At 43.6% G+C, this 26,285-nt stretch carries 23 protein-coding genes; 15 read left to right on the top strand and 8 right to left on the bottom strand.

Translation table 11 applies throughout. The features are described 5' to 3' along the window. Positions 1-48: 48 nt before the first annotated feature. Both ASD24_RS11560 and ASD24_RS11565 read left to right on the top strand, forming a co-directional pair. The gene (locus tag ASD24_RS11560; RefSeq protein ID WP_056695682.1) at positions 49-702 is read left to right on the top strand and encodes a YkyA family protein; all 654 of its coding nucleotides are present in this window, start codon (positions 49-51) and stop codon (positions 700-702) included. A 137-nt stretch (positions 703-839) separates the two neighbouring features. Beyond that, complete coding sequence (locus ASD24_RS11565; RefSeq protein WP_056695684.1) at positions 840-1,751, top strand: hypothetical protein; 912 nt, start codon at positions 840-842, stop codon at positions 1,749-1,751. 135 nt (positions 1,752-1,886) lie between these two features. Here the strand turns inward: ASD24_RS11565 and ASD24_RS11570 are convergent, their stop codons facing one another. Both ASD24_RS11570 and ASD24_RS11575 read right to left on the bottom strand, forming a co-directional pair. Continuing rightward, positions 1,887-3,059 carry a mannitol-1-phosphate 5-dehydrogenase gene (locus tag ASD24_RS11570; RefSeq protein ID WP_056695688.1) on the bottom strand — a complete coding sequence of 391 codons (1,173 nt, stop codon included), beginning with the start codon at positions 3,057-3,059 and terminating at the stop codon, positions 1,887-1,889. A 50-nt stretch (positions 3,060-3,109) separates the two neighbouring features. Further along, a complete protein-coding gene (locus ASD24_RS11575) occupies positions 3,110-3,778 on the bottom strand; it encodes an HAD family hydrolase (protein ID WP_056695690.1) in 669 nt (222 codons plus the stop codon). A gap of 707 nt (positions 3,779-4,485) precedes the next feature. Here ASD24_RS11575 and ASD24_RS11580 point away from each other — a divergent pair. Next, positions 4,486-5,421 (top strand): ADP-ribosylglycohydrolase family protein, encoded by a 936-nt coding sequence (locus ASD24_RS11580; RefSeq protein WP_056695693.1) that lies wholly within the window; start codon positions 4,486-4,488, stop codon positions 5,419-5,421. 27 nt (positions 5,422-5,448) lie between these two features. Here the strand turns inward: ASD24_RS11580 and ASD24_RS11585 are convergent, their stop codons facing one another. Both ASD24_RS11585 and ASD24_RS11590 read right to left on the bottom strand, forming a co-directional pair. Then, complete coding sequence (locus ASD24_RS11585; RefSeq protein ID WP_056695696.1) at positions 5,449-5,868, bottom strand: hypothetical protein; 420 nt, start codon at positions 5,866-5,868, stop codon at positions 5,449-5,451. Between the two features lie 81 nt (positions 5,869-5,949). After that, entirely contained in the window at positions 5,950-6,735 is a 786-nt protein-coding gene (locus tag ASD24_RS11590; RefSeq protein ID WP_056695698.1) for a hypothetical protein, read from the bottom strand. 263 nt (positions 6,736-6,998) lie between these two features. Here ASD24_RS11590 and ASD24_RS11595 point away from each other — a divergent pair, with 263 nt between their 5' ends. The 3 genes from ASD24_RS11595 to ASD24_RS11605 all read left to right on the top strand — a co-directional run bounded on the left by ASD24_RS11595 (position 6,999) and on the right by ASD24_RS11605 (position 9,670). Next, a complete protein-coding gene (locus tag ASD24_RS11595; protein WP_056695701.1) occupies positions 6,999-8,243 on the top strand; it encodes an MFS transporter in 1,245 nt (414 codons plus the stop codon). A 252-nt stretch (positions 8,244-8,495) separates the two neighbouring features. Continuing rightward, positions 8,496-9,233 carry a tRNA(His) guanylyltransferase Thg1 family protein gene (locus ASD24_RS11600; RefSeq protein ID WP_056695704.1) on the top strand — a complete coding sequence of 246 codons (738 nt, stop codon included), beginning with the start codon at positions 8,496-8,498 and terminating at the stop codon, positions 9,231-9,233. A gap of 2 nt (positions 9,234-9,235) precedes the next feature. Then, positions 9,236-9,670 carry an ATP-binding protein gene (locus ASD24_RS11605; protein WP_056695708.1) on the top strand — a complete coding sequence of 145 codons (435 nt, stop codon included), beginning with the start codon at positions 9,236-9,238 and terminating at the stop codon, positions 9,668-9,670. Between the two features lie 100 nt (positions 9,671-9,770). On the opposite strand, the gene sigK is transcribed toward ASD24_RS11605, so the two are convergent. After that, the gene (gene sigK / locus ASD24_RS11610; protein WP_056695710.1) at positions 9,771-10,472 is read right to left on the bottom strand and encodes an RNA polymerase sporulation sigma factor SigK; all 702 of its coding nucleotides are present in this window, start codon (positions 10,470-10,472) and stop codon (positions 9,771-9,773) included. Positions 10,473-10,744: 272 nt separating this feature from the next. On the opposite strand from sigK, the gene ASD24_RS11615 reads away from it, so the two are divergent. Next, complete coding sequence (locus tag ASD24_RS11615) at positions 10,745-12,106, top strand: amino acid permease (RefSeq protein WP_056695714.1); 1,362 nt, start codon at positions 10,745-10,747, stop codon at positions 12,104-12,106. A 637-nt stretch (positions 12,107-12,743) separates the two neighbouring features. On the opposite strand, the gene ASD24_RS11620 is transcribed toward ASD24_RS11615, so the two are convergent. Further along, positions 12,744-13,817 (bottom strand): ABC transporter substrate-binding protein, encoded by a 1,074-nt coding sequence (locus ASD24_RS11620; protein WP_056695717.1) that lies wholly within the window; start codon positions 13,815-13,817, stop codon positions 12,744-12,746. Positions 13,818-13,948: 131 nt separating this feature from the next. Between ASD24_RS11620 and ASD24_RS11625 the strand changes: the two genes are divergently transcribed. Together ASD24_RS11625 and ASD24_RS11630 are read left to right on the top strand one after the other, a co-directional pair. Then, on the top strand, positions 13,949-15,058 hold the full coding sequence (locus tag ASD24_RS11625) for a FecCD family ABC transporter permease (protein WP_156395436.1): 1,110 nt from the start codon (positions 13,949-13,951) through the stop codon (positions 15,056-15,058). Positions 15,059-15,060: 2 nt separating this feature from the next. Beyond that, a complete protein-coding gene (locus ASD24_RS11630; RefSeq protein ID WP_056695719.1) occupies positions 15,061-15,828 on the top strand; it encodes an ABC transporter ATP-binding protein in 768 nt (255 codons plus the stop codon). Positions 15,829-16,065: 237 nt separating this feature from the next. Here ASD24_RS11630 and ASD24_RS11635 read toward each other — a convergent pair whose 3' ends face one another. Continuing rightward, positions 16,066-16,641 (bottom strand): DUF421 domain-containing protein, encoded by a 576-nt coding sequence (locus ASD24_RS11635; protein WP_056695722.1) that lies wholly within the window; start codon positions 16,639-16,641, stop codon positions 16,066-16,068. 417 nt (positions 16,642-17,058) lie between these two features. Here ASD24_RS11635 and ASD24_RS11640 point away from each other — a divergent pair, with 417 nt between their 5' ends. The 5 genes from ASD24_RS11640 (at position 17,059) to ASD24_RS11660 (ending at position 21,162) form a co-directional block, all read left to right on the top strand. After that, positions 17,059-17,481, top strand: coding sequence for a hypothetical protein (locus ASD24_RS11640; protein WP_056695724.1), 423 nt, complete (start codon positions 17,059-17,061; stop codon positions 17,479-17,481). Between the two features lie 156 nt (positions 17,482-17,637). After that, the gene (locus ASD24_RS11645) at positions 17,638-18,024 is read left to right on the top strand and encodes a hypothetical protein (RefSeq protein WP_056695727.1); all 387 of its coding nucleotides are present in this window, start codon (positions 17,638-17,640) and stop codon (positions 18,022-18,024) included. A gap of 94 nt (positions 18,025-18,118) precedes the next feature. Beyond that, positions 18,119-18,772, top strand: coding sequence for a ribonuclease H (gene rnhA, locus ASD24_RS11650; RefSeq protein WP_056695730.1), 654 nt, complete (start codon positions 18,119-18,121; stop codon positions 18,770-18,772). A gap of 222 nt (positions 18,773-18,994) precedes the next feature. Next, complete coding sequence (locus ASD24_RS11655; RefSeq protein ID WP_056695732.1) at positions 18,995-19,864, top strand: alpha/beta fold hydrolase; 870 nt, start codon at positions 18,995-18,997, stop codon at positions 19,862-19,864. Positions 19,865-20,172: 308 nt separating this feature from the next. Further along, positions 20,173-21,162, top strand: a complete 990-nt coding sequence (locus ASD24_RS11660) for a serine/threonine protein kinase (RefSeq protein WP_056695736.1) — start codon at positions 20,173-20,175, stop codon at positions 21,160-21,162. Positions 21,163-21,456: 294 nt separating this feature from the next. Here ASD24_RS11660 and ASD24_RS11665 read toward each other — a convergent pair whose 3' ends face one another. Beyond that, entirely contained in the window at positions 21,457-23,517 is a 2,061-nt protein-coding gene (locus ASD24_RS11665; protein WP_056695739.1) for a vWA domain-containing protein, read from the bottom strand. Between the two features lie 578 nt (positions 23,518-24,095). Here ASD24_RS11665 and ASD24_RS11670 point away from each other — a divergent pair. Continuing rightward, on the top strand, positions 24,096-26,264 hold the full coding sequence (locus ASD24_RS11670) for a hypothetical protein (RefSeq protein ID WP_056695742.1): 2,169 nt from the start codon (positions 24,096-24,098) through the stop codon (positions 26,262-26,264). The last annotated feature ends 21 nt before the right edge of the window (positions 26,265-26,285 follow it).

Consider the following 26,285-nt stretch of genomic DNA (forward strand, 5'->3'; position numbering starts at 1 on the left):
AGATTCGAGAAATGGCATAACAGATGCAAAAGGGAGAGAGTCGATCAGGTGCTTGGCAGAAAAAAAACAATGTGGACGGCATTCAGCATAGGGCTGATCCTGCTTCTTACCGCCTGCGGACAGCCGCAGGAACCAGCGGCGAATCAGGTGAATCAATGGCTTCAGCATGATCAGGGGATCGATGAGAGCCTGAAGGAGCTTTCTCGTCATGAACGGGAAGACATGGAATTATATACGGAGATTCTGAGTAAGGGGAAGAACAAAAACAGCCATATTGAGGATCTATTAGACCAGGCAGCCCAACACATTAATGAACGTCGGAAATTGTTGGACGAGGCTGATTCGGCCATGAAGCAGACATTGGAGCAGATCGATAGTCTTCGAACGTCTCTAGATGAATTGTCTTTTGAAAAAGAAGAAACGTTGGCTCAAGCACAGGCTGTGCTGGATCAATATCAGGTAAGAGCGGCTACGTTCGACGGATTCGTTGCGTCCTATAAACAGAGCTTGGATGCAGAAGAACTGCTGTATTCGATGATGAGAGACGATGTTAAGCCGAACCTTGTGAAGATTAAACGAGCGATTCGAGAACGAAATGCGCAATATGTGCAAGTTGCCGAGTTCAGGAAGCAGTTCAATATCCAGACCAAAACCTTTAACAATGCGAATGCCAAGCTTGTGCAGATGGATCAGGCAAGCTAAGCGGTGAGATGCTAGTCTGCTGGAGTATCCTTTTGATTGAGTATAACGTCAGTGGTGTAAGTAGTAGTAAGTAGCTCAGTTAAATGTCAAGCAACATGGACAAGCATCATTGCGTATAAGCTAACGGAGGTGTTCATATGCGAAGTACAATGAATATTAGTGCATCGATTCTAGTTTTAATGATGGGGTTCTCACTCGTCGCCTGTGGTAACAGTAATCCGGCGGTGCAACCACCTACCAACAATACAGGGGAACAGGCACCTGCGCCTGCACCGGAGGAGCAACCTGCAGAGGGTGATGTGATTGAAGCAGAAGGCATCCTTACAGGTTGGGCGGATCCTCATACGGTAGAGATTCGGGTAAAGGATGAACCGATGTCGTTCCAGGTAGAAGAGAGTGTTCAGCCCTTATTCGACGATATAGATGATGAGGATACGGTTCGTTTCAAGTATGTAGAGAGAACCTTTGCGGGAGATACGACGATCAAACAACTTGTGGTCAAGGAAATTACGAAGGTTGAAGTAGATGACGATGATAATGGCTCGAATACAGGGGCTAATGGTACATCGGATCGTCCCAAGACGTCTGAGTTAGAAGTGACTGTAGAAGGAATGACAGAGAAACGTCCCGTCACGCTGGCACAGGGTAATGGATATTCGTTGTATGTATTTGAACCGATGGCATTCGACGCAGATGAGAATGAATTGACGATGAAGATTGATCCCGATTATGAGGTAGAGATTGAAAAGTTGCCTTCTGACTATAATCTGGATTTCTTGAAAATGGATGCAAAAGAAGAGCTGTCAGAGACTGGAGAGGTTAAGGAATTAACCAAGAAAGAGCTTAGCACGGGATCGATGAATGATGCTCAGCTATACATGATGTCTCAGAACGATAAGAAGACAGAATATTATATTGTGAAAGAGCTGGATGGAAACGGGTTTATCTTCCGTGTGAATGCACCTATTGGTGAGTCGTCCGAAGGGTTCTTGCCAATGGCATATGCATCTTTGAATTCCATCATGAACGAAAAGGTTTCTCCTAAATAAGGATACAAACATGATAAAGCCGGAAGGGACTATGCTTAAGTGCATGGGTTCCTCCCGGCTTTTGCTTGTTCTAAGGTCTTCGTTCTGAGCCCTTGTTCTATTCATATCAAGAATGACCCAGACATCAATATCTGATTAAGTCAAAATCGTAGCTTCCTTGCGCCCTTTAATGTCTTCATAACGGGCGACAACTTGCCCATGAACGGGATGTGCGTCGGGAATACCCATGCGTTCGCGAATAAAGGCGGATACGCCGTCCTCACGAATCATGTGTTGTAGCGTCATGGCTTCCTCGTCTCGTTCGTAGTTGAACAACATTGCGGCTGCCATAGCGGAAGTTAAATGAGGAATTGCTATTCCGAATTCACTGGCCTGCATCGCTGGGCGAACAAGCCGGTCGTAAGGCGATAACTTGCGAAGAGGTGAGCGGCCGACCCGGGTCACCTGATCTGTCAGGTTCGGATTGGCAAAGCGTTCGAGAATGGTATCAATGTACCTGCTATGCTTCTGTGGATCGAAGCCATGTTTCTGGATGAGCATTGCTCCGGTCTCTTCCATGACATGACGAATTTTCTCACGAAGCGGTTTGTGACTCATGACCTGTCGAATGGTCTTGAATCCTTCGAGATATCCGAAGTATGCCGCAACACAGTGTCCGGTGTTGACGGTAAACATTTTACGTTCAATATATGGCTCAAGAGAATCAACGTAGTGTACACCTTTAATTTTCTTGAATCCATCCAATAACGCGGGGCGATGTACAACCCATTCGTAGAACGGTTCAACCGTCACCTGTAAGGGATCCTGGTGATCCTGAGCGGGTACGATCCGATCTACAGCCGCATTAGGGAAGGCGACATAGCGCTCCGCTTTCTGGCGAGTCTGTTCATCAAGTAAAGGGTAGATACGCTTCTTAAGGCGTGTACTTCCTCCAATAGCATTCTCACAAGCAATAATATGGAGCGGAGCAGGGTTACGTTGTTGCATGCGAAGGTGAATGCCCTTGGCAATCGGTTCCGCGATATCTTCAAGTGCTGATACACCAACTGCCGTTGTTATCAGATCAGCCGAGGCAATATGCTCGGCTACTCGATCTTGTTCGCCAACGTTGATGGCAGTTACGTTATTTACAATCGTTGTATCCTGATCACGATTTGCAAGTGTAATCGGATACTCTTTCCTCTTCTGGAGCATGGAGATTTTCTTCGGGTTACGTGCGACAAAGCAGACTTCGTAATCGGAAGCGGACAACATATGACCGATAAAACCGCGGCCTATATTGCCCGCACCAAAATGTACAGCTTTCATGTGTGAACTCCCCCTTTTAATCATTGAAATGAAGCAGCATTCGTTCAGACTTAAACGGTAGTGACGAGTGGCTTCGAGATCAGATCATTAAATTCGAGGTCGGTCAGGCAGGATAGCCGTTGGTGAGGCATGTCGAATTCAAGTGTCCCGGTAATGGTATTGGAGATAACGACACAGTGAATACCTGCCGCAGCAGCTGCACGCGCGCCGTTAGGTGAATCTTCAATCGCGACGGCTTCGTCTGCAGTTACTCCAAGGGCTTCAAGAGCTTGATTATATAATTCTGGATCCGGCTTCACATTGGCTACATCGTCAGCTGTACGGATTACTTCGAAATAATCCTTAAGCTTCAGTTGTTCGAGGTGTTGCTCAACCCACTCGCGCTTCGAGCTGGACGCAACGGCCAATTTCAATCCTGCTTCGCGTGCTGCATCGAGGTAGTTCTGGATACCGGGTCTGACTTGTTCTTTGTTCATCAGTGCTGCGTGATGCAACTGAACGGATTCCCTGAACGCATCCCGATCGATCGGAAGATTCAAATCTGTTATTAAGTACTCATAGGGATTAAATGTTTTTAGACTGGTACCGATGCATTGTGAATACATCTCCAGGGTCAGGTCGACACCATGTTCCTTATAGGCATCTCGAAAAGCGACATACCATGCTGTTTCTGTATCAATAATCGTTCCGTCAAAATCAAAAACCAGTGCCTTAATCATAAATTTGTTTCCTCCTGTTTCAGAATTAGATAAGTTCAACTAAAGAATGTTTACACTTGCCACTCCGATAACAGAATAACCTTCCGATCGCTGTTATCCCCAGATTTTTTGGATTCCCTTCTTCAAAGGGAAAATCCGGTGATAAAGGCGAACGCTTCGCTTCTTCACGTTATTTCTGTCCTCTCCGTTCTCGTGCAAAAAGTTTAGTTGAACCTATATCGTTTGGAATAAAAATGAAAACTTTCTGCAAATTCATTTCCTGTATTATTTAACCTGCGGCATGTTAGTTGACGCAGACAACAGGTTAATGCAATAAAATTGGAAAATAATATGCGCTGTATCTAATAAAACCGTAACATAGGACAAAGTGAAGGGTCAAGCGCGTTATGATTGTTTACATTGAAAAATTGCACATGAATGACGTGTTTTCAGAAAATAGAAAAAGTCATAAACCGTTATGCCTTTTGCATGTAAGCGGTGTACTGGAAAAACTGTATTTTCAGTTTACTTTTTTTAAACTTTTTTTATGAATTATTGGATATGACAACCGTTCAACAGGTTTCGACACTTTTATAATAGAAGAAAGGCAATTGAAATAAGGCTAAATAAGTGTGGAATATTAATCTTTTTGCGCCACATTGAGGCATGTGTCAAAATGAAAGAAGTTAATCTAGGTTGAATGGTGAATGGAAGAGGAGGAATGGCAGATGCTTAATCAAGATCGCTTTAATGGAACGTTCATTGGACTTGCCGCTGGCGATGCACTCGGTACAACTGTGGAATTCAGTGCCCCGGGAACATTTGAACCAATGACAGATATGGTGGGTGGCGGCGTATTTGGGTTAAAGGCTGGGCAATGGACAGATGATACCTCTATGGCTCTGTGTCTGGCAGAAAGTTTGGTGCGAAGAGAAGCTTTTGACCCTGCAGATCAGATGCGAAGATATACAAACTGGTACCAAGTGGGATACATGAGCAGTACGGGAACATGCTTCGATATTGGCGGGGCGACGCGGAACGCTTTGGAACGATTTGCAGTGTCAGGGGAGCCGTATAGTGGATCTACGAATCCGAATACGGCAGGCAACGGCTCCATTATGCGGCTTGCTCCAGTAGCGATGGCCTATGCTAACCACCCGGAAGAAGCGGTGCGGTATGCCGAGATGAGTTCTCGAACAACACATGCCACGACCGAAAGCGTAGAAGCCTGTGGTGTGTTGGCTGCGATTCTGGTGGCTGGACTTCAGGGAGCGAGCAAAGAAACCATGTTGTCCCCAGTGACCATTCGTCAGTGGCGGGAATCGAAGACATTTTCCCCTGGCATAGAGGAAGTGGTGGAAGCGTCTTATCAGCGCATGGAGCCACCCGGAATTCAAGGGAGTGGTTATGTCGTTCGTTCGCTTGAAGCGGCTTTGTGGGCTTTTTATAAATCTTCTACTTTTGCAGAAGGAGCACTCTTGGCGGTAAACTTAGGCGATGATGCGGATACAACCGGAGCTGTGTATGGGCAAATTGCCGGTGCATATTATGGTCTGAGCGGCATTCCAGTCCAATGGCGAGAGAAGCTGGCTATGCAAGAAACGTTAGATGAGGTAGTGAATGGGCTGTGGCATAGAGCGAATAAAAGCCAAAATCACGGGTGAGATCCTGTGATTTTGGCTTTGTTCGTGTTATATGACATCAAGCGTATAGCGAAGGTAGAAGAAGAGATAAATAACAGCGGCTCCTATTCCAATGCTAATCGCGGTTTTATGTTTCCTTTTTACGACGAAGATCAGCCGCAGGATAAATAGAACCGGAAGAGCTAATGAAATAATCCAATGCGTTAGGAGCATATCAGTGTAGTCTGCATGTGCGTATGTGGCGAAGATGATTAGTGTTAAATTGAATAACTCATCCCGTTGTCGGATTATGGTGGAGATGACAACAAGAACGACAACGTACACGGGGATGATATACGCACCCAATAACTGCTCAACCGCAGATTGGGAAGTTATCTGTTCTAACATGAATGAACTGAGAAGTAGGAGGGCAAAAGAAACAATGGTGAAATAATACCAAATTTTGTTCTTCAGAGGTTGAGTATTCATGTTAAGTCCCTTTCACATTGGATAATAGTAAGCCTGGTCATGACTTGATGATTGATATTGATTCGTAATATCAATTTAATTTTAATAGATCACATGACTGGAATTCTTAGAGTACTGTGAGTCGACGCTAACGTTAGCGTATGGGTATTCTGTCCAAGGTACCCACAGAGTGTCTTCTCCCTGGGAGGAGTTGTAACTAATAATTCTAGATGCTCCGGTAGATGCTTCAATCTTACGGATCGTTTCAGACGTCATATATGAATCAATCGTGTTGAGAACACCTACTGCTGAAATAATATGGCCGATTACAGGGAATTTGGCAGAGATTGGCCAGCCTAACAATGCCGTCATCACATGCTGCCAAGTGGTCAGGTTTCCGCGCAGCTTTTTGTCTATAATATCTGCTGTCACCGTCGGTGGTAAGTATTGCACTCGGTGAGTGGCGATATATCTACTTCCCAGGTAAGACTGATAGTAATCCTCTCCACCTCTCTTCATCAATACTTGTTTGAAATTAACAGTTGCGGCTTGTGTAGCCTGAGCTTGCGTTGTTATTCCTTCGTTAGGCATAGCGTTATATTCGTTCTCGATAAGGTTAGTGAAATAATCAATGCTCTCTTGTGATGCATTCTGATTCTCAAGTTGTTCTCTAGCGATATCTAAGACCTCTTCTTTGGTTAGTTGCTTAGAGGAGTCGTTTGCTGTGCTTAAGCTTTGTGCTGCGTCCACATCCCACCAATTCTCTTCGGTTGTTATTTCGTTGTTAACTGATTCCTCGGCACTTGCTCGGGGATGCTGGAAAGTTCCTAATACAACAGTGGCGAACATGACAAAAGCCAAAAATGCCTTAAATTCTTTTCTTATCAATGTGTAATACCTCCTTATGAATTCATACCAATTAAACATATGCTAAGGAGTATTTCAACAAAAAATGGGATAAAAGGTAAGTCTGACCTATATGTAAAAGACAGATTTAAAACTAAAGTCCCACAGCTTCTCTATGTCCCTATAGCGCCTGAATACCGAGAATTGCTGTTCAGGATTAGAGCAAGGCGGTATACTATATAAGTTGTGTTTATAGAGATGCGCAAGGTTTCATTATGTTAAACGGATAGGAGAAGAGACATCGTATGAGTAAGACAGAGAGCAAGAAGGCGCAAGCTTCGCCATCCAATCCGCGAGGTGCATTTCCATTGTCCTTGCTGTGCCTCACTGTAGGTGCATTTGCGATTGGTATGACCGAATTTATCATTATGGGATTGTTGCCAAACGTGGCGACAGATCTGAATGTAAGCATTCCACAAGCAGGTCAACTTATTACGGGATATGCGCTTGGTGTAGCTGTAGGTGCACCGATATTAACGGTGTTTACACATAAAATACCGCAAAAGAGATTGCTTGTCCTATTAATGTGCATTTTCATTCTAGGCAACGCTTTGTCTGTTATAGCACCAACCTATGGGTTACTAATCTCCGCACGTATTTTGACGGCATTTGCGCATGGTACGTTTCTAGGTGTGGGGTCGATTATGGCAACGAAGCTGGTTGCTCCAGAGAGAAGGGCAGGAGCTGTATCCGTTGTGCTCGCAGGACTTACGATTGCGAATATCATTGGCGTTCCATTTGGTACATTTATTGGTCAACAATTGGGGTGGCGATCATCGTTCGGTGCGATTACAATCCTAGGCATCATTTCGTTAATTGGGATCATTCGCTTTATTCCGGTTATCCCGCAAGGCGCTCCGGCGAATCTGATGCAACAGTTTCGCAACCTGATTCGCCCGCAGGTATTATTGGTTCTACTTGTTGGTGCGCTAGGATGTGGAAGTCTCTTTGCCGTGTTCACGTACATTACCCCAATGTTAGTGGATATTAGTGGTTTTGCGGAGCAAAATGTAACCTGGATTCTTGTGCTGTTCGGCGTAGGTGTTACCCTTGGCAATATGGTAGGTGGACGTCTGGCGGATTGGAAGCTGATGCCGTCACTAATAGTTAATTTCGGTATACTAGCTGTACTTCTCGCTGTACTTACGTTCACGCTAGAGAATGCTTATCTAGCGGTGTTTACGATATTTTGCTGGGGTGTCGCGGCCTTCGGTATTATGCCAGGATTGCAGATTCGCATTATGAACCTGACCCGAGAAGCGCCATTACTTGCAACGACATCAAGTCATTCGGCTTTCAATTTGGGTAACGCCTGGGGTGCGTACTTAGGTGGCTTCGCAATTACCCATACGGGGCTGGGTTCCGTACCGCTCTACGCAGCCGTTATTGCAGCCTGTGGATTATTAGGGTTATTGATTAGTGTAGGAATGGATCGGAGAAAACGATTGATTGATAAGTCGGAAATGGTAGAAGTTGCATCGGCGAATTAAATAGGGATATCATGCAGCATACAAAACCTCTGTTCACACATTGAGAAGTGGGATGGAGGTTTTTTTGTGTTTCAGGATAATTAAGATGGAAAGTAATGATTAATCTGAGAAACCAATAGTTCGCAAGCTTTTTACGTTGTATAATGAGGTGATAAATAGCTAGTGATAGAGTTGCACGTTAGACAATAAAAGTACCGACAAGACGAGACAACGAGGATTTTAATTACATAGGTTTTGCAGGAGGGGTAAGAGATGAGAAAAGATGATTTTGGAAATCGGATGAAGGGGTATGAAAATACATTCAGACAAACCCTGCCTCAGCGGCTACCGATTATTATTCGAATCGATGGATGTCACTTTCACACGTTTACACGTGGCTTGAAGAAACCATTTGATGAAGCACTGACAGGGGCTCTGTGGGAGACCAGTAAATACTTAGCGCAGAACATTATGGGGTGCAAATTAGTGTACCATCAGAGCGATGAAATATCTCTTCTGTTGACGAACTACGATAAATTAACAACGAAATCATGGTTTGAAAATAACCTGCAAAAGATGGTTTCCGTATCTGCCTCAATGGCAACTGCCAAATTTAATGAAGTGATCCGAGATCATTATCCGGATAAGCCACTTGCCACGTTTGATAGCAGGGCTTGGGTGCTCCCGCCGGATGAAGTGACCAATTATTTTCTCTGGCGCCAACAGGATGCAACGAAGAACAGCATCTCCATGGTAGCTCAAGCTCATTTTCCACATAACGAACTACAGGGGCTAGATGGGAAAAGTCTACAGGATAAGTTATTCCTTGAGAAAGGGATCAATTGGAATGACCTACCGATCTGGCAAAAACGTGGAGCCTGTATAACGAAGCAATTTTACAAAAAGGGTGAAGCTACGCGGAGCAAATGGGACGTGGATTTTGAAACGCCTATCTTTAGTCAGGATCGTGAATATATTAATCAATACGTTTATCTACAAAAGGATGAATAACAGTGGAATGTATAATTTTTATTGGGATACAGGCCTCGGGGAAATCGACATTTTATCAAGCAAACTTTTTCAAAACGCATATGCGAATCAATCTGGATATGTTGAGAACGAGACATCGTGAGCAGATTTATTTAACCGCTTCGCTTGAGGCGAAACAACCCTTTGTGATTGATAATACGAATCCCACGATCGAAGAACGAAAAAAGTATATCGATGCAGCCAAGAGGAACCGATTTAAGGTTGTAGGTTATTATTTTGAACCTGATTATGAGTTGTCTTATTCGAGGAATGCACTGAGAGAAGGAGCCGCTAAGATTCCGGAAGTTGGACTCAAAAGCACGATGAAGAATCTGCAAATGCCTACATATGCTGAAGGGTTTGATACGTTGTATCTAGTCCGTTCCGTGGATGGAAAGTTTGAGGTTGAGCAGATATAAGTAGGTATGCAAAGGGAGCTATTTGGGCGCAGTTTTAAAGCACCTGATAAGCTCCCTTTTGGTTACAATGCAGAACCTGACTTCGAAGGTGAAGAAGTTTCTAACTCTTTTGTTTATAGAACTCATGATATAGCTTCATGAGCGCCCTTTTCTCAATCCGCGACACATAAGAACGGGAGATGCCCAGTTCCTTGGCGATTTCACGCTGGGTTCGTTCTTCACCACCTGCTTCCAGACCGAATCGGCCAATAACGACTTCTTTCTCCCGATCATCGAGAATATCGAGATTACGATAAATTTTGCTTTTCTCAATTTTGAGTTGAACCCGATCTACGACATCATCTGCTTCTGTTCCTAGGATATCTATTAGTGTAATTTCATTGCCTTCCTTATCCGTACCGATGGGATCATGCAGGGATACGTCTTTACGTGTTTTTTTCAGGGAACGGAGATGCATCAGTATTTCGTTTTCAATACAACGAGCCGCAAACGTAGCAAGCTTGGTTCCTTTTCCTTGCTGGAAGCTTTCGATAGCCTTAATCAAACCGATGGTTCCGATTGAAATCAGGTCCTCCTGATCTTCGCCCGTATTATCAAATTTCTTAACGATATGTGCGACGAGGCGCAAATTGTGTTCGATCAACAGATTTCGAGAATGGGCATTGCCTTCGGCCATGAGGCGTAAATGTTTGGCTTCGTCGTCCTCAGCGAGCGGTTGAGGGAATGCATTATTTTTGACATACGAGACGAGCAACGTCAACTCTTTGATGAATAGGGCAATTGCAGTAAACAATCCGGGCACAGATGACACCTCCTGCAGTTTTACAACGATCTGGCCTGAGCACATAAGGGAACAGGGTCGATTTATTGTATGTGGGCTGTTGCCCAGAAGTGCACGTACACGTGAAAAAGGGTTTGAATCTCCAAGCAATCATTGATATTTCTGCAGAAGGGATTCGACAGTCTTAAAAAATAAAAAATCAGGGATTGTATTCTGCGGAGATTATTATATGATGGGGTATAACTATTTTAGCAACTTAGAGAGCATGAGCAGAAAGAGAGTGGTTGAGTACGATGCAGGAAGAAACATTAACGCGGGGGTTAAAAAATAGGCATGTGCAGCTGATGGCCATCGGGGGAGCCATTGGTACGGGACTGTTCCTAGGGGCAGGCAAAACCATTCAATTGGCTGGGCCGTCGATCCTGCTTGCCTACATCATAACAGGGATCGTGCTGTTCCTGATCATGCGTGCCTTGGGAGAATTGTTGTTAAGCAATTTGAACTATCATTCATTTGTGGACTTTGTGCGTGATTACCTTGGGGAGATGGCGGCATTTGTCACGGGATGGACCTACTGGTTCTGCTGGATATCGATTGCGATGGCGGACGTTACAGCCGTTGGACTATACACACAATTTTGGTTTCCGAACATTCCTCAATGGATGCCAGGCTTAATTGCACTGGTCATTCTGTTGATCATGAATTTGGCTACAGTCAAATGGTTTGGGGAAATGGAGTTCTGGTTTGCCTTAATTAAAGTGATTGCCATTGTGGCGCTGATTGTTATTGGGCTCTTCATGATTGTCAAAGGATTCTCTACGGATCTGGGTCCAGCAAGCTTCACAAATATCTGGAGTCATGGTGGACTATTCCCACATGGGTTACATGGGTTTTTACTATCGTTCCAGATGGTTGTCTTCGCCTTTGTCGGTATTGAACTTGTAGGGCTTACAGCTGGGGAGACAGAGAATCCAGAGAAAGTCATTCCTAAGGCCATCAACCAGATCCCGATTCGGGTGTTATTATTCTACGTTGGCGCATTGTTGATCATTATGAGCATCTATCCTTGGAACGCTATTGTGCCGAGTGAGAGTCCATTTGTACAGGTATTTGCCGCTGTAGGTATCGCCACAGCAGCAGGGATTGTAAATTTTGTCGTGCTGACGTCGGCGGCTTCGGCATGTAATAGCGCTATTTTTAGTACAAGTCGTATGGTATTCTCGATGGCAAAGGATCGCAATGCACCTTCTTCGTTTGCACGAGTTAACCGGAGAAAGGTACCGTCCAATGCCCTGTTTTTCTCGACGTTGATTATTCTGCTTGCGATTATATTGAATTATGTCATGCCTGAAGGCGTGTTTGTTCTAATTACGAGTGTGTCGACCGTTTGCTTTATTTTTGTGTGGGGCATCACCGTAATCAGTCACCTGAAATATCGCCGTACTCAACCGGAACTTGCTAAGCGTGCGAAATTCAGATTACCGTTATATCCTTTCTCGAATTACATTATTCTCACTTTCCTGGTCTTTGTTCTGGTGATCCTCGGATTCGCAGAAGATACCCGGGTAGCGTTGTTTGTAACGCCAGTGTGGTTCATTCTGCTGGTGGGCGTATATCTTATGCAAAAGAGAAGACGTGGTGTGATTAAGAGCTGATTGTTAGAACAGGGCGTAACGTTATAAAAAAAGTAATGTATTAAGAAGCGAAGCAATAAGCCAAAAAAGTAAGAATCAATAAAAGTAAAGTGAAAAATCCAAAAGTATAGTTGGAGTAAATAAGGAGTTGTCTCAAAAGTCGTTCATATGACTTGGGGCAACTTTTTTTGTTGAGTGCTAACCTCCATCCCTAACGAACTCAGTAGGCCTTATTGGCGGGAAAATTACATTTCGGAAAAGATAACGAATCGTTGACACGCTAATACGCCTTTTGGGTGCGAAAATTAGTTCCATTCCGTTGTATTTCGTCATATAACGCTTCTCAGATTCCCTACTATTTCCATTCCTCGTGATTCGATCAAATAAGGTCTCTCAGATTCGTTAAAATTGACGGTGTATGCTGAGAAGATCGTTGATGAATATACTTTATCTGCTCGTTGCCTCATTCGTTTGTTCTCAAATTACAGATACATTATGTAATCCATTTCAGACACGTATTACGTAGTAATATTCCAAAGAAAAAGAGCAGTGAGATTAACATCTCCTGCTCTTGTCATATAGCGTTGCGTTGTCCAGCATATTAACTGATTACATTCTTTTCATAATGTAGCACTTTCAATCAAGATGAACATGCTTGTTATTGAATTGGGTTTTCATTCATTTGCTTCTGCATATTTTCGATACCATCGAGAATCTGATGCCCATAACCCCAGAACTGACCAAAATCAGTGACATAGATTTGTTTGTTCTTAATCGCATTCATACTTTGCAAGGCAGGATTAGCATATAGATTTTGAATCAGTTTGTCGATATCCGGGGATCCCGTATACGCAGACAACAGCAGGTAGTCTGGGTTAGCTGTGATCAGTTGCTCTACACTGACTTCGCCTTGCACGCCATCGAACGTATTTTTCAATTTCAGCAAGCTGAGTGCATCCAGTTGATACGTATCGTTTTGCATGCTGCTAACTGTAATGGAATCTTCGGACGCAGGTACGATGTAAGCAAATGTATGCTCAGGCTGATCTGCAACACTCGCCTTGATTGCTTCAGCACGTGCTTTCAGGCTCTCGGTGAATGATGTAGCATTTTCCTGTACATCGAAGATCTGTCCGAGCTGTGCGATATCATTATAGAGGCTGTCCAATGTGCCCTTATGGTTTGTTGTTTGCAGGAATGTATGGATATTCATGTCGTTCAGTCCATCCACGGTACCCACGCCCCAGTCAGCATCTGCGAACAGGTCACCGCGACCCAACACGATGTCTGGGCTTGCGCCTACAACGAGCTCTTTACCTACATAGTTTTCGGATAGGACTGGAATTTTAGCGAAATCGTCAGCAACATCTGGAGTCACAGAGCCATACAATGCGGCTACTCCGACCATTTTGTCTGTTAGACCGAGCTTAATTAACATTTCAGCTACAGATTGTGTGTTGGCTACAACACGCTCAGGTGCTTTCTCGAACGTCTGGGATTTCGGTTTCCATTCTCCGCCTTCACCGGAGATACTGAAGTTTTCAATCGTCAGTGGATAGGTTGTTTTATTCGTATCTCCAGCGGTAGTGGTTGATTCTGAAGTGTTGGTTGTATTTTCTCCTGATGTGGTGGTTTGCTCCGTATTGGAGGATGTGGCATTAGAACAAGCAGCGAGAAGAAGTAGCATAAGACTTAGACAGGTGATGAGTATTTTTCTGGATGTAAATTTCATAATGAGAGAGAGCCCCTTTTCTGTAATGTAAATTGACAAAGATAATCATTCTCAATTATAATCCGAGAAAATACTTTGTAAATAGCTAAATTCTTTTTATTTTATTTTCGTAGGAAATGATGGGGGACAAGATGGCACAGACAGTTCAGCTTCAGACACCGCGTGTGGGAAGAAAAGAATCTCTTATTCACAGCAAATCCGGTTTTGCATTATTAATCGCGCTTCTGATTGGTGTGATGATTATTTCTGTTGGCATTGCCGTATCGATCGGGCAGGTGAGTATCCCGCTTGCTGAATCCTATCGCATCCTTGTATTCAAATTGACAGGATTCCAAATCGGTCAAGCACCGATTGAAGCCGGATCATTTACCGATATCATCTGGCAGATTCGTTTTCCGCGTGTTCTGATGGCGATGTTTATTGGTGCGGGTCTCGCGATGTGTGGTGCAGTCATGCAGGCAGCGGTACAGAACCCGTTGGCCGATCCATACATATTGGGTATATCTTCGGGAGCTTCACTCGGAGCAACGTTTGCGATCTTGATTGGATTCGGTGCCATCAGTTGGTTAGGACAGACGGGAGTGGCCTTCTGGGCATTTGCTGGAGCCATGGGAGCTTCCTTGTTGGTGCTAACCTTAGCAGGCATTCGGGGTAAGATGACCTCAGTCAAGCTTGTGCTTGCTGGCATGGTTATTAATGCGCTGTGTACAGCCTTTTCTAATTTTATTATCTATTTTGCTAACAATGCTGAGGGAATCAAAACGGTAACGTTCTGGACGATGGGTAGTCTCGCTGCCTCCGGATGGAATAAGCTACCTTTGATCGGTATCGTGGTGATTGTGTCGATTGTGTTCTTCCTATTGCAATCCCGTGTGCTGAACACCATGTTACTGGGTGATGAAGCAGCAGTTACGCTTGGCATTAACTTGAGTGTGTACCGTAGGCTCTACATGTTATTAACGGCGCTGGTGACAGGGGTTATGGTGGCGAGCTGTGGCATGATCGGTTTTGTCGGCCTCATTATTCCGCATATCGTTAGAGGTCTGGTCGGTTCAGACCATCGCAAAGTGATGCCTGTATCCGTACTCTTTGGTGCGATCTTCCTCATCTGGACAGACGTTATTGCAAGATCTCTGATATCCAGTGTAGAGCTGCCAATAGGGATCATTACAGCGATGATAGGTGCACCGATGTTTATGTATATGTTAGTCAAAAAAGGCTACGGTTTTGGAGGAAACTAACAATGGAACTGAATGTAGAGAACATATCCATCACGGTGCAGAACACAGATATTATTCGTAATATTTCTTTGCAGGTAAAAGAAAAGCAGTTCGTTGGCTTGATTGGACCTAACGGTTGTGGCAAATCCACGCTGCTCAAGAGCATCTATAAGGTCATTAAGCCCCAGCAGGGCAATGTATTTTTGGATCATACGGATATATTGAAGTCCAGTCCCAAAGTCGTGGCTCGGCACATGGGTGTGGTTGGGCAGTTTAACGAGTTAAGCTTCGATTTTACGGTGCGTGAGATGGTCATGATGGGACGTACCCCGCATAAGAAGTTGCTGGAGACGGATAATGGACGGGATCTTGAAATTGTAGAGCAGGCTTTGGAAAAGGTACATCTAACCGGACACGCAGACCGTAACTATATTTCGTTGTCCGGCGGGGAGAAGCAGCGTGTTGTTTTGGCTCGTGTGTTGGCTCAGCAACCCGAATTTCTGATATTGGACGAGCCGACCAATCATCTGGATATTAAATACCAGCTACAGATTCTCAATATCGTGAAAAGTCTCGATATCGGAATCCTTGCTGCACTGCACGATCTTGAGCTTGCCGCTTCATATTGTGATCATCTCTACGTGGTGAAGCAGGGACAGATTGTGGTTCATGGTAAACCTGCCGATATATTAACCCGCGAGATGATCGGTGAGGTGTTTGAGGTAGATTGTGAAATCTACCAAAATCCCGTAACCGGTGGGTTGGGTATTGCCTATCTAAGCACACGGTAAGATCAAAGGGATAAATCATGTTCAGATAAGTGCAACTATCCTCAGCCACGTCCGCGAACTGCTGCATAAGATAAACGAACGATATTTAATTAGCTGGAGCTGAATTAAGCTTCGGCTTTTTTCTTATTTTAGACGGTATGTAGAAGTGATGAATGGACATAGTAGCACAAAAATAACCGTCCCGATTGCAATGAGGCATTGCCCGCTGGAACGGTCTATTTGGTAAGACTAGATGAGTCAGCGTAGCATAGGATCAACCGACTGTTGATGCTCACCATGGCGAACCTCTTGGAATATATCACTGGAATTATCCTGCTCTACTTTGGTATTCTGACCCTGAAGCAATAGCTCAAGATCTCCAATCGTGACTGGACGCGCATGTCTTTTCAATACATAGCCCAATTGACCGTTTGGTTCTACAGTTGCCGTTTCCAGGTCTTCCACACTAGAGATGCCACTTTGGCGCAGATGCATCTCTAACTGATCCACGGTATAACGCATCTTTTTCAGATTGGGCACAATGATTTTGCCGTCTTCAACGACAATTTTGGAGCTACCACTCATCAGCCGTTCGAAAAAATTGAATTTCAACTGAAGCACCTCTACAACCAGTAAAGTCGCAATAAAAACAGTTGCTGATCCAATGGCTTTACCAAGCTCATGATTCGCAATAGGCTGTACAATCGTTGTTCCGATTGAGATCATAATGACCGTGGTTGCAACACTCATCTGTGAGATGGACTTACGCCCCGCAATGCGCAATAAAAGCATACCCACCAGAACAAGTAAGATCGATTTCCATATCCAATCCATGTACTTCGATCTCCTTTCTACTACAAGTCTTTTCCATCATTAGGATTAGCGTGTTCTGGATAAGGGGAATTTATGCAAAAGGGAAAATACAAATCTTCAATGTTCAACATGTTCTTATTGCTTTAATACTCGTTGCCTCATTCCCACTTCCTTATCGTTTGGGCACTAACCTCTAATAACTTGGATCCTGTTGTACAGTTCATTGCCTGGGAAATTTTAAGTTCAAACTGTTAGTGGAGATGTATTGTTATTTATTATAAAGAGAAAAATCTAGTGTTCGTTAATGCAATCATGATAGGGATATGGCTTCATTTGTGAATAGACTTTGGAGAGTGAAGTTGAATTTTTGGATATTAAAAAGAAGATAATGTAACTTTGTTCGAAGCTCAGAACTGGAGAGGAGATGTCACATTAATTATGCATTACGAAGATATCCGCAAATTACCTGATTATTGTGCTGCAGACTTTTTACATACGCTGTTCCATGACGCACTTCAACATTTGGAGAACGGTACAAACGATAAGCAAGAGTTCTTACTGATTCTTAGCGAGCTAACTGATCGACAAGCGATGACGTATGAGTTACTAGAGAAGGAACTACGAGATAACATAGACCAGGTGCTTCGAAAGCTGTGGAATACGGACTCCTATGATGAGGTAGACATTATGCTGTCGCTAGTAGTGAATTTAGGGTTAAAGGGATGCTTTTCACAAGTGCAAAATTCTTTACATCAGGATAATAAGCTAGACCCAGCCATTCGTAGTGAAATCGAAGAAACCATTGCAGAGGTTGGGGAACATATTGCCAATCCCCTTCATTCGTTAGAGAGATATAGGTAATAGGTCTTTGCATCCGCTATGCGATAAATATGATATAAGCTGGATGGTTGAAGTATACTTCATATGTTAACCTGTCTGTAAACACAATCTGACGGATCGATCCAATTAAGAGAGTGATACAATTGATGTAGAAGGAATTATACGAAGGAGATCCATATGGAGAAGAACTATCCTAAGTATGTTACAGGACATGCAGTAAGGAGCCTGTGCAGTAAATTGAATCTTAAATCACAGGGTGAATTTACACAAGACTGGGAGTATGAGGTTGCGGATGCTTCTAGGATAACTGAATTTCTGGATGCGTATGAGCAATGCCCATGGGATGTTGAAGAAAAGTTCGCGCTTATGATCATTATAATTGAATCTTGTAACGATGCTCTTGTGGAAGGAACGTGCGATCCAGAGATAATCAATGTACTGAAACATCATCTCATTCTTGATGCGGATATTCACTACAATACGCTACATTATTGGGCGCTATTAGACGAACCTGAATTGGACAACTGCTTCGCAATAACACCCATCATAAGGGAGATCATATAATTACTTTTCTATGAACTATCATTAACTTTCAATCCACCCTGTGGTTCGTATACAATAGGGTATTGAACGTAAGCGAATAAGGGAGCGGGTAACGATGGCCAAATCTAAATATTATGTTGTCTGGGAAGGCAAACAGCCAGGTGTATATAGTACGTGGGCAGAATGCAAGGCGCAGACAGATCAATATACTGGGGCTAAATATAAGTCATACGAATCCAAAGCTGCAGCAGAAGAAGCATACCGTGCAGGTTGGAAAGGCAATTGGGGCGCTGGTGCTAAGGGTTCGTCCAAGACGAAGGCAAGAAGCAGTGGACGTAGTGTTGGCATGGAAACCTCCGAAGAGGTCGATTATGACAGCATTTCGGTTGATGTAGGTACACGAGGTAATCCAGGGCAGGTAGAATATAAAGGAGTGGATACTCGTACTGGTGAGATCATCTTCTCGGTTGGCCCAATCTCAAAAGGCACTAACAATCTTGGAGAATTTCTAGCGATTGTACATGCACTGGCTCATCTTAAGAAAGAGGGCAGTAATAAGACGGTGTACACCGACTCAGTCAATGCGATGAAATGGTTGAAGCAAAAGGCGGTATCGACCACATTGCCGCGAGATTCTTCAACAGAAGAAATCTGGCTTATGATTGACCGTGCAGAGCAGTGGCTACGAACCAACACATACAGTAATAAAGTGCTGAAATGGCAGACCAAACAATGGGGCGAAATTAAGGCGGATTATGGCCGAAAATAAGCTACTGCTGCAACCTCTAATCATGATATTTGTTGTCTATTAGAAACGATATTTACAATTTCCAATTTCCATTCTATAATCATTCAATATGATAAGTTGCACATATGGAGGAGCCTGCCGTCTGCAGGCCCTCTTTATCTTTTTGAGTCGTTATTTTTACGGTTTATATGAAATGAATATGATGAAAATGGGTTATTTGAGTACACATTGCAGGAGGCAGACATGAGTTCCATTTACAGAAGTGAAGAAGGTAAGAGTTGTATTCTTGAGGAATACGAGGCATATGTAGATCAGTTGGGTGAGGGCTTTACGCGTGAGTATGTTGAAACACGTTTTGGACAGACCCATGTGTTATTGACTGGTCCTAAGGATGGCAAGCCGTTATTTATTCTCCAAGGTGGGAATTGTGTGAATCCGATGACGCTGTCATGGTTTTCTTCCTTATTTAAGGATTACCGAATTATTGCACCGGATACCATTGGTCACCCTGGCTATAGTGAAGATACCCGAATCTCAGCGAGGTTTGATAGTTTGGCGATGTGGGTGACGGATCTGCTAGATCACTATGAGATTGAGCAAAGTGCTTTTATCGGTCCTTCCTTTGGCGGTGGAATTATTCTGAGACTGGCAACGTATATTCCGGATCGGATTGCGTGCTCCATTCTGGTTGCACCAGCGGGACTGATCGCTCGTTCCAAAATGAAAGTGGCTCAGGACTTCATGCTCCCAATTGTGACCTACCGAATGACTTCTTCACCGAATTCGCTGCAAAAAATTGCAGATACCATGTCTTGTAACTGTATGAAGGAAGTAGATAAGAACATCATCGGCAAAATTTTCAAACATGTAAGTCTGGAACAGGATATGCCGAAGCTGACCGACCGAGAAGAATTGTTGAACTACACTGCCCCAACACTGATCTTGGCAGGTGAGAAGGATATCTTTTTCCCAGGAGATAAGTTGATTGAGAGAGCGCGGAAGATTATCCCGAATGTGAGAACCGTTAAGTATGATACAGGACATTATCCATCCCAGCATGTGCTGGTTCAGATGAACGAGGAGATTAAGCTGTTCCTACAAGAGAATTATTAAAAGATATAGATATTGAGCGGAATAATTATATACTTTTTGTGCGAATGCATTCATTAAATGCTCCGTTCTGTCGATAACATAAATAGAAGAATGAAACAATTATGGGTACGAGTAAGGTACGAGTAAGTAATAGGATGAAGCAAGTATAGTATTAAGATAAAATAATTATATCTTTTCGCAGGGATATGATTCATGTTGCATCATTTGGTTTATATATATAGTTGGCGATCCAATTGCTTACTGACTGAACGAAATGATGCAACCTGCGGAAAGTTCCTCAGTTAGATAGGGGTGAGACGAAGGAAGTTATGAGAAAAGATAACTACAAAATGGCACTGCAACGCAATGTTATATTGAACGATACATATCAAGTAAGACAAGTCCTAGCTTGCAGCGAGCTGGCTATTGTATACATAGGAAGAGATCGCAATACAGGCGCAAAAGTTGCGATCAAAGAATTCTTCCCTCAAAGTCTGGCTTCTCGTCAGTCTGACAAACGGAGTGTGTATTGTTCCTCACGAGGATACAGTGGACAGTATCAAGAATTACTAGCTTCTTTCCTGATTGAAGGAGAGCTGCTATCTGGTCTGAATCATCCTCATATTATTCAATATGTAGATCATTTTGAAGCGAATGATACCGGCTATCTTGTGATGGAATACTGTACGGGGATCATGCTGAATGATTATTTGAAAGAACGTAATCATGCATTAGATGCTGCTTTTATCAAAGGCACGCTTCTTCCTATTATCGATACCGTTGAACATATACATAAGCAAGGTATTCTGCATCGGGATCTGAAACCTTCGAACATTATGGTGATGGAGGATGGTACACCTAAATTATTAGATTTCGGTTCTGCTGTTCGCTGGCCGATGCCGTCCGGTGAGAAACAGGTCATTTTCACATCTGCTGGATATTCTCCGCTTGAATTTTATTCAGAGAAGTCCAGTCAAGGGCCGATGTCTGATATATATAGTTTAGCAGCACTGCTTCATTATTGGACATGTGGACAGCCGCCGATGGATGTGAAGCAACGTCTATTCCAGGATGAACTCCCGTCAGTGCGTTCGCACAATGAATATGTGAATCCATGGCTCGCTCATGTTATTCACTGGGGATTATCCGTTCGTTCCGAGAAACGTTGTGCTTCTCTACGGTGGGTGAGAAGATCATTGCAGATGCAGGCTTTGGTGTGGAAAGTGCGTAAACCGGGGACGGTAGAGTGGTCATTGTCTGAGAATGAACATACTCAGATCTACGAAGCGGAGTCAGGCAAACAGCATGAGACCGCCTGAACCATATCGCGGGTATACGAGTAGCGTTACATATCATATGCATACGAAAAAACAGGTTAGATTAACCCCGGTGGGTTGTATCTAACCTGTTTTATTTATATGGTAGTCAATTTATAGTACCTATAGCTGCTTTAATCAGGATAAGTATCTGTGTGCGATATAGAAGGGCAACAACAGAGACGAGTAAATGCTAAACCATCCTCGATTTCTCGAACGTTCAAGTCCTTCCACTACGAATACCTCTAGTTGGTAGGTGAGTTACAATTCGTTCCCAACAGAGCACATCATAGTTAACTATGGCTGATACGGTTCTCTCCGTTGCCCAACTGAAATATTGGTACTCGGTTTAATAGGCTTGTAACGAATTTCAATCTCGGTAATTCCATCCTCGAAGGTAACATACAACTTCTCATTATACTCCAGAGCCTCCGTATGGCGCCGTTTCACAGGTGTTCGACCTCGAACGACGGTGCAATTCGTATCATGCCGGATCAGCAATGTTTCTTTTTTGCCTGCTTCCAGCCAGATTCGGCCTGCTTCGGGTACCCTCACCCCGATATCCATTCGATCAAAAAGTTCACTTAAGCTCACTTTTCGACTATTGAGCGAAGTTAGTGGCCAATGGGTAACGGGAATATCTTCTCCACTCGCGGTTGCAAGAAAATAACCCTCCAACCTTCCGCGAAACACGGGCTTAGGTTTCAACACAAACCAATACAAAGCGAAGATTCCACCTGCGGCAAGGATCCCCAAACCAGTAAATAAGAAAATCTTTTCACGTAAAGAATGAATCCGTAATGGGATATCAGTAGTCACACTCGCGCCTTCGGAATCCGTTGCTGTAATCTGAACGAACGAATTACCTGTGTGAAGAGAAGACAAGTGCAGCATATTACCATTAATGCTCGTATTACCAAGGGTATTGGAATCCTGAACTACACCGAGCGTATAAGTTAAAGGGTCATTATTGGCATCTTCAAAATATGTATTTAGATCCAGATAAGCATCCCCATCATCTTTGGACAAGTCCATGGAAGAGCCTGTACTTACAGGGGCTTGGTTCGTAATATCTACTTCAACCGGAGTGATCTCTCGATAAAAGTCTGGACCGTCGATGCGGAGTCCCCACGTATATAGATCAGACTTCGGAAATGTATAATTCCCCGTAAATCCACTGCCTGTATTCGTTAGAGCTACGCGTTCACTCGTTCCTTCTGATGTGCTCACGATTAGCTCAGCTTCAAGACCTTTGTACACATTCAGATCCTGAATTGGCTTTGGCTCTGCAGCTTGATCGTATAATGCGGCGTTGAACGTAATGCTCTGTCCCTTGACTGGCAGCTCAGTTGCCATATTTGCAGTTGCAGAAACGTTGTAATTGCCGAGCAGGTTAATCTTCACAAGATCTCCGCTGCGTCCTTTGAATTTCAATTTGAACTGTCCTTTAACCGGACGAATGATCTTCATCAAAGCATATTTGTCTGAACGGATAAAGCTCACATTGCTGGATTGATAATAGAGCTGAGCCTCAGAGACCGCATGATCCGAGAGCATGATGATATTCGCATCCGCCATACTTGAATTCGGAATGTCTACTGTGACTTCTTGCATCGCCCCGGTTGCCGTAACAGCAGCTACAGACACGAGAACGGATTGAATCTGATCGGCAAAAATTCGATTGAAAATCTCGGGTAAGTCATCTGCGCTTCCGGTGATAAAGGAAGAACCGCCTGTTTCTTTGGCAATTCGTTCAAGTTCAGCAGGATTTACAGTTCCATCTCGGTTAAGCCCAACAGTATAGATCGGGTAACCGGCTTGTTGTGCCATTTGAATTACCTTGTCGACATCTTTGGAAGAATCGGCAGGTGTTCGATTGGTTGAACCCCTTAAGTCTGTCTCGCCATCAGATAACAAAATCATAAATGGTTTACGTTGATCTGTCTTAGATTGTTCAAGTAGGCTGGCACCTCGGCGTAAACCGAGTCCAAGGTCTGTATAACCTGAACGCTTCAATCCATCCACACGGCTCCGAAGATTATTGCGAGCTCCGGAAGATGAGATATCCATCAAAGGTACAGATGATGTGATCTTGTCATTATAGGCTACAAAGCCAAGCCGGGTCTTAGGTCCACTACTCATATCCATAAACATATGTATAACTTCTTCGGCAATGCGATCTTTGTCAGTCTCATTCATTGAGTAGCTAACGTCTAGAACAAACATAGCATCTAGGCCTTCATAAGCCTGGGTCTTGACAGATGAATCTGCGTGCACGTTTCCAGTGTCCCAATTGGGAAGTAAGATGCTCACCACCAATAGGGTAAGCCATGCTTTTTTGAATTTAATTAATATCATGTGAGGCTTCAAGTCTCCTTTCTGTTTGCACACAACTAGCTTATGTTTCTTGAAGTAAATCTACAAAATCTAATTTTTTCTACTTCCACACGTTTTAACGTGGTTATGCGTAGTTTTGCATTGTCAAAAGAAGTGCAACCTCGCATAGGTTATGTGTTTACACGCTCGAATAGGGGGAATACTCCATCGGTCTTAAATCCTTGAACAAGATCCAAATTATAGGATATTCTATATCATCGGTTTGACTTACAAGGAAATGAAGCGAATTCCAAAAATTAGTTCTATAGGTATATCGAAGGTTATAAAATGAGCTTTTAGACCTATAGTGGGGAATATTGACAAAACATGTCGCTGATGATTAAGATGAATTCCATAAATCTCCAAAGCAAACGGCATAAACTGGTACATAAGTTCCAGTTACATGTTGACAGCTCGTTCTATCGATCGTCTTCCTTCTGCCTAGTTTGATTCTTAAAGATCAAGACCAAAGGCCGAAAAGACGTGCGGAGTGTCAAAAATTGATGGAGGGGGGAAAGCATCCGCCCGAATGAAAGCCTGCTCGTGGGGATGCTGCCTGAATGGACATTATTAATCAAACGAACCGAACGATGCTTTTTGAAGAGATCAATCCCGAGAAGTTGGATCTCATCACAATCGTTGGTGACGTGAAGGGCATTGATAGCCTGAGCGATGACAAAATCAAAGAGATTAACGAGCACTTGCTTGTTCGCAGCTTTGATGAGTTTCTGGATAAGTTCTCACCGAGCGTATATTCATTTTTCAATGCGGTGAACCAGAAAGTCATGTATACGCTTAAAAAACCGGAAGGTATTCCGGATGAAGCCATCTCGGAGATCAAAATTGATCAGAGCAATGATTTTCTAAGAATGTTGTTTACCTTGATCGATACGAAGCGTAGCCAAGGCATTACCAACGTAGATTTCAAGTTTGAGAATCTGCTCGACATGATCTCCCCGAAAAAAGTGATGGATGACATCCGCCAAGTGCGGAAGGAAATTCACTACATGTACGGCCAGCACGAGAAGCTGGATGATGGAGATCCTAAGAAGCTGGATATCGGCGACAAATTGAATGTGATGTTCGAGGAAGCTAGCCGGAATTACAACAATGTCATGGCGATGCTACCGCTTGCAATTGAAGATATCAAAACCCGTTTGTTATTGGGTCGTGCACAGGAAGAGACCTCTTCCGAAGCGATTCAAGTGGGTCAACTGACCATCGGTGAGAGCGGAGAATTGAAAATTATCGAAGCTCCTAAATCGGATAACAACGAGTTGATGTTATTGGATGAAGCAAGTAGTACAGATCTGACTCAGGTATTTGCCGAGGATTATAATTCATTGTCCGAGACACCTTCACCTTATGTTCAGGATCTGGTTGTTCGTACATTCTCCCCACTTCCTGCGGTACAGACCGATGTGGATACATCCGTGGAGGTACAGAACTACAATACATACCTGGAGTTTTACAAAAACGCCAAGGATGACTTTGTCAAAACAGTGAAGCCGTTGGTGGAGAAAATTTTGGGTGTCAAAATGTTCTTTGATCAATATGCAACGAAGAACAAAGGTATGGTTCCTTCCATGCTGATCTCCAACACGAAGCTGGATATGCTTGTGAAGAGTAGCAATATTCCACGGCTAGAGACGTACCTTAACACGGTTAACGCGAAGAATGACTTTTCGGATACGATCTGGTTCGGAATTGTACCTTCGGTTGAACTGGAGAATACAAGCCAAGTTAAGGTCAGTCGTACTCGTTTCCGTGGTAATGACAAGGTGGTTAAGCAGGACGGGAATAGTATGGAATCCCTGACAATGCTTCTGCAAGTCGTGAAGGACTACAAAGTCCAGGTCTTCTTCAGTTTTGAATCCGGAGAAGAGACGACGTTCAGCAGTATGGCTACCGCTGGCATTGATAAGTACATTGAGAAATGTTCTGTGTTAACGCGGAAGGAATATAGTGAGTTTGCGATTCCAAGTGCGCCGAATTTCACCATTATTCCGAAGGAGAAGTCAGGTGTAGTCATCGATAGCCGTATGCTTCAAACCGAGCATGGTGTTGAGCTTTCGAAGGAAAAAGAAGATATCCTGAGACTTTGGATCGAAGGCGTTTATATAGGAGCATCTTATGTATCTGCTGGTATTGTGGCAGCTTATCAATGTCCAGAGTATCTGCGTGGAGCATTCAAAACGGTCAACCGCGATTATCCAGGGGTGCGTTTTGATATCGAAGCTGGCGATAACAGTCTGCGTGTTGTTACGACGATGACCAAGGAAATTTCGGGTTTCACGAATACCATTAAGGATTCCATTAACCGGAAGAACTTTGGATTTATTTTCTCATCGGAAAATGCTCAGATTCAGGACAGTGATATCAAACGGATCACCGTGTATAAAGCTAGAAGTATGGCGATGTCCGAAGATGGATTTGACTCCTTGTATAAGACACTTGTTAGCACGTACATTGAACGCTTGCTCCGTTTCCAAACCGGTGATTTCAAGCATGAAAATATCGTCAAATTCTTCAGCAATAATCCGAGCAGTCAAAAGAGCCGGTGGCTGGGAACTCGTGGATCGATCAATTCGATCATTCAAGAGGGTGATGACATGAGCTTTATCATCGATGAGAAGAGCAATATGTGCCATATCGACCTGGTCTTTAACGGTAACGTGAAGAACCTTGAGGTCATGATTACCAAAGGCACGAGTGCAATGAAAGTCTAGCTAGTTTAATATATAAGTTTT

It is taken from the genome of Paenibacillus sp. Root52, assembly GCF_001426865.1.
In the GTDB taxonomy this organism is placed as follows: Bacteria; Bacillota; Bacilli; order Paenibacillales; family Paenibacillaceae; genus Paenibacillus.